We start from the raw sequence: 9,169 nt of genomic DNA on the forward strand, positions 1-9,169 counted from the left end.
AAACTTTAACTTAGCGTAATTAAATGCTGTCATTTTGCTTGCTCCTTATTTTTACCAAAAATTAATTCAATGTATATAATAACAATAATTAAAATCAAAAACCACTTTGTATATCCAGTTTTCTCAAAATAACTTTGCACTCTACCTATATCACTCTTTGGCGTAGAAACATAGATAATTTCTTGGGTCGTTTGGTTGACAAACTTACCTCTAAGGATAATAACATCATTAATATTATTATTCTTTCTATCTGTAAACGAGACAATACTCACACCATAACCAGTAAAATCATAGCCAAAATTTTTTTATCAGAGCAAAGGGCATTTTCTGTGCCAACAAACTCGCCACATTTTGCACTATATGCCCTACCATGATTATCCCTGACGTAGACACTTGTGCCTTTTTTATTATTGACATTATAAGACAACCCATCAAGAAGGTCTATTGAGATATACCTATCCTCTTCTATAATTGCAATAATGGGCTTTATAGATAAAATGATTGGTATAGGTAAAAAAATAAAGAAAAATAGGATTTTTCTTTTGATTGCACTCATATTTGCCTCCCTACTGATATATAAAAATTATATAAATATTTATAACATCTTTCAAAACCTAATTGTTGGAAAAACCCATGCCAAACAAAAAATTAAATTACCAGTCAAAAAATTTAAACCATTGTAGACCTATTCATCAAATAATGCAAAGGAAATAAGCGTATACTCAGATAAATTTAAAATCGCCCCAATTCATAATCACAAAGTGCGTATGACACACCCACGCTCAAAATGGCGTTTGTGGTACTTTTGTGGTTTGGACATCATTCACAACACAAAAAGCAAACCCAATTTACAATAAAAAACCGCACTTGAATAAGCACGGTTTTAAAAAGCACCAAACTAATTTAGCCACCAGCGTCAAGTAGCATATTACGAATATGACCGATAGCCTTAGTGGGGTTTAGACCCTTAGGACACACAGACACGCAGTTCATGATACCACGGCAACGGAACAAGCTAAATGGGTCATCAAGCCTGGCCAGACGAGCTTGAGTGTCGGTATCACGGCTGTCGATGATAAAGCGGTAGCCGTTAAGTAGGGCTGACGGCCCCAAGAACTTATCTGGGTTCCACCAAAATGACGGACAAGATGTAGAACAGCACGCACATAAGATACACTCATACAAGCCATTCATCTTCTCACGGTCTTCTGGCGACTGCAAACGCTCTTTTGGCGGAGCAGGTTGTGAATTGATTAGGAACGGATGAACTTTTTCGTACTGGGCGTAGAATTGGTTCATGTCCACCACCAAATCCTTGATGACGGGCAGACCCGGCAGGGGACGAATGATGATTTTCTCTGGCAGGGTATTCATATTAATCAGGCACGCCAAGCCATTTTTACCATTGATGTTCATGCCATCTGAGCCACAGATGCCCTCACGGCATGAACGACGAAAGGTTAAGGTCTCATCCTGTTTTTTTAGACGCAGTAATACATCTAGTAGCATACGATCCGTATCTAACAGCTCAATCTCGTAGCTTTGCATATAGGGGGCTTTGTCTTTGTCTGGGTCGTAACGATAAATCTCTATAATGCGTTTGCCTCGACTCATGGGTTTCTCCATTGGAAATTTGGGATTTTTAACCGTTTTTGTTAAAAATAACCTAATTAAATTTGAAATGATAAATTTTGAAAATCGGCTTTTAAAAGTTGAGCTTTTAACCCAACTCATTAAAACAACTCATCAAAATTAGAACGTACGCACTCGTGGCTCACAGTAATCCACAGTCAAAGGCTTTTTGCGTACAGGTTTATAAATTACACGATTACCATCAGAATACCATAGCGTGTGCTTCATCCATTCATGGTCATTACGTCCTAGTGGCGCATGGCTGTCATCTTCTGGCTTTTCATAATCTAGCACGCTATGAGCACCACGGCATTCATGACGCAAGGATGCTGATAGCATGGTCGCTTTTGCCACTTCATATAGGTTGGCAACTTCGAGTGCCTCAATGCGAGCGGTGTTAAAGACGGCTGATTTGTCTTTTAGGTGGATTTGGGCAACTTTTGGAGCCAATGCCATGATTTTTTCTACGCCTTCGTCCATGAGTGCTTGCGTACGGAACACGCCAGCATGAGCCTGCATGGTATTACGAATCTCATCGGCAACTTCTTGGGCGTTGTAGCCTTCGGTAGAGTTTTGTAGCTTATCAAGACGAGATTGGGTAAAGTCTAGCACTCGCGGGTCAAGTGGCTTATAACTGCGGTCTGATTTGGCAAATTCATCTAGGATATGCTGACCTGCCGCACGACCAAACACCACTAGGTCAAGCAGTGAGTTCGTGCCTAGACGGTTTGCACCGTGTACTGACACACACGCACATTCGCCAATGGCGTACAAGCCTTTAACCACACGACCTTCGGTATATAGACCTTGTTCGTCCACATGACCGTCTAGCACAGGCACGGTTACTTGACCGTGAATGTTGGTTGGGATACCGCCCATCATATAGTGAATGGTAGGCACGACAGGCACGGCTTCTTTGGCGATGTCCACGTTGGCAAAGTTGTGGCTAATCTCAAACACAGACGGCAAACGCTTCATCAAGGTGTCCAGACCCAAATGCGTCATGTCCATCAAAATGTAGTCGCCATTAGGACCACAGCCACGCCCTTCTTTAATCTCTTGGTCCATAGAACGAGAGACGAAATCACGGGGGGCTAAGTCTTTTAGTGTCGGTGCATAACGCTCCATGAACGGCTCACCATGCTTGTTACGCAAAATCGCACCTTCACCACGACAGCCTTCGGTCAAAAGCACGCCCGCTCCTGCCACGCCTGTGGGGTGAAATTGCCAAAATTCCATGTCTTGCAAAGGAATGCCTGCACGCACCGCCATGCCAAGACCGTCCCCTGTGTTGATGTAGGCGTTGGTTGAGGCACGGAAAATACGTCCTGCACCGCCTGTTGCTAGGATTGTGGTCTGAGCTTGGAATACTGAGATGTTGCCTGTTTCTTGGTCAAGGGCAATCACGCCATTGATATTGCCGTCTGCGTCCTTGATAAGGTCAAGGGCAATCCACTCCACAAAAAACTGCGTGCCTTTTTCTAGGTTCTTTTGGTACAGAGTGTGCAAAAGAGCGTGTCCTGTACGGTCGGCTGCCGCACACGCACGGGGAACAGGTTTTGCTCCGTATTCGGCAGAGTGTCCACCAAACGGACGCTGATAAATCGTGCCGTCTGCGTTACGGTCAAAAGGCATACCCATATGCTCAAGCTCGTACACGACTTTTGGGGCTTCACGGCACATATATTCAATGGCGTCTTGGTCGCCCAGCCAGTCAGAGCCTTTAACGGTGTCATAAAAGTGAAAATGCCAGTTGTCAGGACTCATGTTACCCAATGACGCACCGATACCCCCTTGGGCGGCAACAGTGTGGCTACGGGTTGGGAATACTTTGGTCAAAACGGCAACTTTCATACCGCCTTCAACGAGCTGTAAAGACGCTCTCATGCCTGAACCGCCACCGCCAACGATGACCGCGTCAAAGTTTAGGGTGGGGATATTTTCAATGGGTTTTTCTGGTGCTAATGCCATAATTATTTTTCCTATGAATATTTAAAAAGGACGATTTTGGAAAATTACCAAAAAATCATCACACCCCAAAACAGATACGCCAAAATGGCAACGATGACCACGCCTTGTAGAGCAATACGCAGTCCTGACGATTTGACATAGTCGGTAAATACCGTCCACATACCCACCCATGCGTGAAACACGAGCGACAAAATCGCCACAAGGCTAAATAACTTCATGGGCAAGCTCATCATAAAGCCATGCCATGCTTGATAATCCACTTGATTAAATAGGAAAAATCCTACCAACACCACAGAATAAAGGGCAAGCACCACCGCACTGATACGTTGTAGCACCCAATCACGAGAGCCTGAACCTGTCAGACCTGTGGCACTTTTAATGCCTGAATTGTTTCTTTTCATTAGAACATCACCCACACAAAGGACGCAATAATCAAGACAAATGCGATAACAAAGCTCACAATCGCCGCCGTCTTACCTGATTTGAACTCTTCGTTCATGCCAAGGTCAGCAAGTAAGTGCTTAACTCCCATGACAAAATGGTAAGCGGTCGCCGCCACAAAAATCCACGCCACAAACCTAAGGGCGATATTATTTAGCACCGTCTCAAACCCTTCTGGCGATGACAGTGATGTCTGTAAAATACACAGCATGACAGGCACAAGCAAAAACAGCACAATGCCTGATACACGGTGCAAAATAGAAGCCATAGCGATTGGGGACTTTGAGTTCACCGCAATCACTTGGCTTAGGGGTAAGTTAATCGGTCGGTTATCTTTCACGAGCGGGCGTCCTTATCAAAATGAGCCGTACAAAACGAACAAGACGGCAAGGAGAGCTGGCTTTTTGGGTGATTTTTGCCACAATTAAAATACAAAACGGCCTTTCAATTGTAAAATTAAAAACTTAAAATATCGGTTTTGGTTTTATCCGCCAAATCTGATGAGTTACCCTACATAAGTCGGCATGAGCATCATGAATATTATATAGAAAGATATTTTAAATTTTTAAACGCAAAAAATCACACCGTCAGGCTGTCTTTAAAAATAAGAAGTCTGAACACAGCGTTAAATCAATGTCGCTTGTATCACACAGTATCAGCGTGCCAAGCAACCATGCAAAAGCCATCAGGCTTAAACACTTCGCTATTTTTACTTTTACAAATCATTAAAAATCTTTAATCTTTTAAAAACCTTGTCCAAACAGCACATTTGAGAGCATTTATCGGTAAAATTTCACAGGCTTTTACCAAACTTTTTGTTAAATTTTTTGTGAAATTATCACAAAACTTATCACAAAATTTATCAAATGTCGTGTTACCCTATTGACAATGAAATTGATTATCGTTTTTTAAAATGACCTGCCAAGTTAAACAGATAAATTATAAAACGCTTGAACAAATTTTACAAACAAAATTACAACTTTTATGTAACCGACGTCAAATTTTTTGCTAAAATTTTAACCACTTTGACGATAATATTGTTACAAAATATGTCAAAAAATCCGTATGATGGCTAAGGTTTTTACGATTTGGACGGTCGGAACAAGATAAGCTTAGGCAAAAAAGTGAATGAGTGTAAGGACTTGGAGATTAATTACAATTTTTTAAGGAATTTATCGTGCTAGGGCTTGTAAGTTTGGCAAAGTTTTTGTATCATCATGATACTTGATGGCGATGATGAGCAACATGCCTTTGCTTTGGCAAACGGACGCACGTTGCAAGGAATTCAGCGACCAACAAGACCAAGGACATCATGCTCGGTTACCTGCCAGCATGCAAATTCACAATGCCAAATTAGCCCAAACCAAGCAGGATAAGGCTTTTGGGTCAGGATTTAGGCACCATTAAATAAGGTTATTATTATGACACAACAAGTGAAATTAGTCGTGGACGGCACGGAATATGAAATGCCAGTCCTAGAAAGCACATTAGGTCGCCCTGTATTGGACGTAAGTGCGGTGGCAAAAGCAGGTCTTTGGACATATGACCCAGGATTCATGGCGACCGCCCCCGTAGAATCCAAAATCACTTATATTGACGGCGACAAAGGCGAGCTTTTGCACCGTGGCTATGCCATTGACGATTTGGCGGACAATGCCGACTACCTAGAAGTCTGCTATGCCCTACTCTATGGCGACTTGCCAAACGCCGAAGAAAAAGACAAATTCTACACACGCATCAATGACCACATGGCAGTACATGACCAGTTGCGTAAATTCTTTGAAGGTTTTCGCCGTGATGCCCACCCAATGGCGATTATGCTTGGCGTGGTCGGTGCGTTGTCAGCGTTTTATCACAACCACCTAGACATCTCAGACCCACAACATCGTGATGACACTTGTGTGGACTTGATTGCAAAAGCCCCAACCCTTGCTGCCATGAGCTACAAATACTCAATTGGCGAGCCGTTCATGTATCCACGCAAGGATTTTAGCTACGCCGAAAATTTTCTATACATGATGTTTGCCACCCCTGGCGACAAAGATTACAAGCCAGACCCTGTATTGGTCAAAGCGATGGACAAAATCTTTACCCTACACGCTGACCACGAGCAAAACGCATCAACATCAAGCGTACGTTTGGTAGGCTCAACAGGTGCCAACCCTTATGCCTGTATCGCAGCAGGTATCGCTGCCCTATGGGGGCCATCACACGGTGGTGCCAACGAAGCGGTATTGACCATGCTTGATGAGATTGGCTCTATCGAAAATGTTGCTCCATTCATGGAAAAAGTTAAGACCAAAGAAGCCAAGCTCATGGGCTTTGGACACCGTGTCTATAAGAACTTTGACCCCCGTGCCAAAGTCATGAAAGAGACTTGCGATGAAGTGTTAGGTGCCTTGGGCGTAAATGACCCCAAGCTTGCCCTTGCTATGGAGCTAGAAAAAATCGCACTAAACGACCCCTACTTCATTGAGCGTAAGCTCTATCCAAACGTAGACTTCTACTCTGGCATCATCCTAAAAGCGATTGGCATTCCAACGTCTATGTTCACTGTTATCTTTGCCCTAGCTCGCACGGCAGGCTGGATTGCTCACTGGACAGAAATGCACTCAGAAGCATTCAAAATCGGTCGTCCACGTCAGCGTTATGTGGGTGAAAAACACCGTGCTTTTGTCAAAGTGGAAGACCGCAAATAATGCCTGTCTTTTAACAAATGACCATAAAATCCCCCAAGCGATTGGGGGATTTTTTACAAGACCATCATCATGAACAACCGCTTATCTGCTCATCTTGCCAAGCAAAACATCGTTTTTTCATTCCAGCGTTATGGCATAGACGCTCTAAACTTTATGGCGTTAGGGCTGTTTGGCACGCTGATTTTGGGGCTTATTTTAAAAAACATGGGTACATGGCTGTCCATGCCGTGGCTTGTTGATGTCGGCAGTCAAGCCCAAAGCATGATGGGCGTTGCCATTGGCGTGGGCGTGGCATATGGCATCAAGGCACCGCCTTTGGTCATGCTTGCTTGTACCACGGTCGGACTCATGGGGGCAAGCCCGATAGGGGCATTGGTCGCTGTCATCATAGCGGCAGAGTGTGGCAAATTCGTCCATCGCACCACGCCACTTGACATCATCGTCACGCCCCTGACCACGCTACTGACAGGGGCAGTCGTCGCCCACACCCTAAGCCCACTCATCTCATCTGCTCTCATGGGTATCTCTGATGTCATCACATGGGCGATGGGACTTAGCCCCATCATCATGAGCATGATGGTGGCGGTCGTCATGGGCGTGCTACTAACCTTACCTGTGTCCAGTGCCGCCATCGCCATCAGTTTGGGACTAAGCGGTCTTGGGGCAGGGGCTGCCACCGTGGGCTGTGCCGCCCAAATGATAGGCTTTGCGGTCATGAGCCACAAGGACAACGGCATAGGCACGGCACTCGCCTGCGGTCTGGGGACAAGCATGATACAACTGCCCAATCTCGTCAAAAATCCCAAACTGTGGCTACCGCCCATCTTGACAGGGGCAATCCTAGCTCCCTTTGCCACGGTCATGTTTGGCATGCAAAACATCCCAAGCGGGGCAGGCATGGGGACAAGCGGACTGGTCGGGCAGATTGGCACGCTTGATGTCATGGGAACATCCGCCCATGTTTGGGTGCTGATTGGGGCGTTTCATTTTGTCCTGCCTGCACTACTGTGCTGGCTGATTTATCGGTTTTTTATCAAAATGGCGTGGATAAAAGATGGTGATTTGCGACTTGATAAATCGTAAGTGCTACTCCCATCATCAATTTAAAAAATATCAAACATTTTGCAAAAATAACGCTTGCCATTTAGCAAAAAATACCTTATGATAATGTCCGTATTCAAAACTTTTTATATGTTATTTACCATGAATTACCCTGTTATCGCCACTCGTCATCATCACCATCACTCCTAAAATTCTTTTGGGCGTGTGGTTTTGCTTGAAAGAAAAAAGACTTTCAAGGCGATGGCACAAAAGACGGTATCAACCCTTGAAAGCAATTTCAAGGGTTTTTTGTTTTGGTTCTGGTTCAAAAGTATGTTACAAGAAAACCGTTCGTGGTGAGCTTGTCGAACCATGAAAAGGTTTTCTTTCACCCTTCGACAAGCTCAGGGCGAACGGAAAACCAGTTCAGTATATTTTTTAAGCTACTACCATGCTTTTTTAATCTTAAAGGAAAAATTATGAATCGCCTAAAAATCGCCATTCAAAAATCAGGCAGATTAAGCACCGACTGCCAAGACTTATTAAAGGCGTGCGGTATCAAGTTTCATTACAACAAAGACCGCCTAATCGTCTATGCCAAAAACGAAGCCATTGAGCTGTTGCGTGTGCGAGATGATGACATTCCTGCTTTGGTGTTTGATGGCGTGGCGGATTTGGGCTTTGTGGGCGAAAACGTGCTAGAAGAATGCGAGCTTGACCGTGCCAGTCGTGGACAAACGGTGGATTTTAAAAAATTAAAAGTCCTAGACTTTGGCGAATGCCGTCTGTCGCTTGCCGTACCAAAAGATACCGAATATCAAGGACTTAGTAGTCTTGCCAATCAGCGTATCGCCACAAGTTACCCCAATCTTTTAAAACGCTACATGGACAATCAAGGCGTACCGTTCAAAAACTGCCTGCTCACAGGCTCGGTAGAAGTTGCCCCAAGTGCAGGGATTGCGTCCGCCATTTGTGATTTGGTGTCAAGCGGGGTAACCTTGGAAGCCAACGGGCTAAAAGAAGTGGACGTGATTTTTCGCTCAAAAGCCTGCCTTATCCAAAAAAGCGACCCCCTACCTGCCGACAAACAAGCCCTAGTGGACAAACTACTCACTCGTATGACAGGCGTGGAACAGGCTCGTGAAAGCAAATACATCATGCTACACGCCCCAAAAGACAAACTTGACGACATCATCAAGCTCTTACCCGGCGTGGAAAACCCCACCATTTTACCGCTTGCCAGCGATGATGGTAAAGTGGCGGTGCATATCGTCAGTCAAGAGACCCTATTTTGGGAGACGATGGAAGCCCTAAAAACAGTCGGTGCCAGCTCTATTTTGGTATTGCCGATTGAAAAAATGATGATTTGATTTTTTGGTTTTTTG

10 protein-coding genes and 1 other annotated feature are annotated in these 9,169 nt (G+C 44.4%); of the genes, 4 read left to right on the forward strand and 6 right to left on the reverse strand.

Going from position 1 to position 9,169, the window contains the following annotated elements; genetic code table 11:
* Positions 1-29 precede the first annotated feature (29 nt).
* The 6 genes from IM753_RS12225 to sdhC form a co-directional block, all read right to left on the reverse strand.
* A complete protein-coding gene (locus IM753_RS12225; protein WP_065256938.1) occupies positions 30-272 on the reverse strand; it encodes a hypothetical protein in 243 nt (80 codons plus the stop codon).
* Positions 269-556, reverse strand: a complete 288-nt coding sequence (locus tag IM753_RS12230) for a hypothetical protein (protein WP_065256939.1) — start codon at positions 554-556, stop codon at positions 269-271. Before IM753_RS12230 ends, IM753_RS12225 begins: the two co-directional genes overlap by 4 nt.
* Positions 557-903: 347 nt before the next feature.
* Complete coding sequence (locus IM753_RS12235) at positions 904-1,614, reverse strand: succinate dehydrogenase iron-sulfur subunit (RefSeq protein WP_066887114.1); 711 nt, start codon at positions 1,612-1,614, stop codon at positions 904-906.
* Positions 1,615-1,752: 138 nt separating this feature from the next.
* Positions 1,753-3,606, reverse strand: a complete 1,854-nt coding sequence (gene sdhA, locus IM753_RS12240) for a succinate dehydrogenase flavoprotein subunit (protein WP_194109408.1) — start codon at positions 3,604-3,606, stop codon at positions 1,753-1,755.
* Positions 3,607-3,647: 41 nt separating this feature from the next.
* Positions 3,648-4,004: a succinate dehydrogenase, hydrophobic membrane anchor protein gene (sdhD, locus tag IM753_RS12245; RefSeq protein ID WP_029103419.1), complete on the reverse strand. Its 357-nt coding sequence runs from the start codon at positions 4,002-4,004 to the stop codon at positions 3,648-3,650.
* Positions 4,004-4,384 (reverse strand): succinate dehydrogenase, cytochrome b556 subunit, encoded by a 381-nt coding sequence (sdhC, locus tag IM753_RS12250; protein ID WP_029103420.1) that lies wholly within the window; start codon positions 4,382-4,384, stop codon positions 4,004-4,006. The genes sdhD and sdhC overlap by 1 nt, the downstream gene beginning before the upstream one ends.
* Positions 4,385-5,280: 896 nt before the next feature.
* Here sdhC and IM753_RS12255 point away from each other — a divergent pair.
* The 4 genes from IM753_RS12255 to hisG all read left to right on the forward strand — a co-directional run bounded on the left by IM753_RS12255 (position 5,281) and on the right by hisG (position 9,154).
* Entirely contained in the window at positions 5,281-5,451 is a 171-nt protein-coding gene (locus IM753_RS12255; RefSeq protein WP_156065264.1) for a hypothetical protein, read from the forward strand.
* A 14-nt stretch (positions 5,452-5,465) separates the two neighbouring features.
* Positions 5,466-6,743, forward strand: coding sequence for a citrate synthase (gltA, locus tag IM753_RS12260; RefSeq protein ID WP_194109407.1), 1,278 nt, complete (start codon positions 5,466-5,468; stop codon positions 6,741-6,743).
* A gap of 69 nt (positions 6,744-6,812) precedes the next feature.
* Positions 6,813-7,826 carry a PTS transporter subunit IIC gene (locus tag IM753_RS12265; RefSeq protein ID WP_194092751.1) on the forward strand — a complete coding sequence of 338 codons (1,014 nt, stop codon included), beginning with the start codon at positions 6,813-6,815 and terminating at the stop codon, positions 7,824-7,826.
* A gap of 149 nt (positions 7,827-7,975) precedes the next feature.
* Positions 7,976-8,098: a sequence feature (His leader region), on the forward strand.
* A gap of 165 nt (positions 8,099-8,263) precedes the next feature.
* Complete coding sequence (gene hisG, locus IM753_RS12270) at positions 8,264-9,154, forward strand: ATP phosphoribosyltransferase (protein ID WP_065256943.1); 891 nt, start codon at positions 8,264-8,266, stop codon at positions 9,152-9,154.
* Positions 9,155-9,169 lie beyond the last annotated feature (15 nt).

This window comes from Moraxella sp. K127 (assembly GCF_015223095.1).
Taxonomy (GTDB): Bacteria; Pseudomonadota; Gammaproteobacteria; order Pseudomonadales; family Moraxellaceae; genus Moraxella.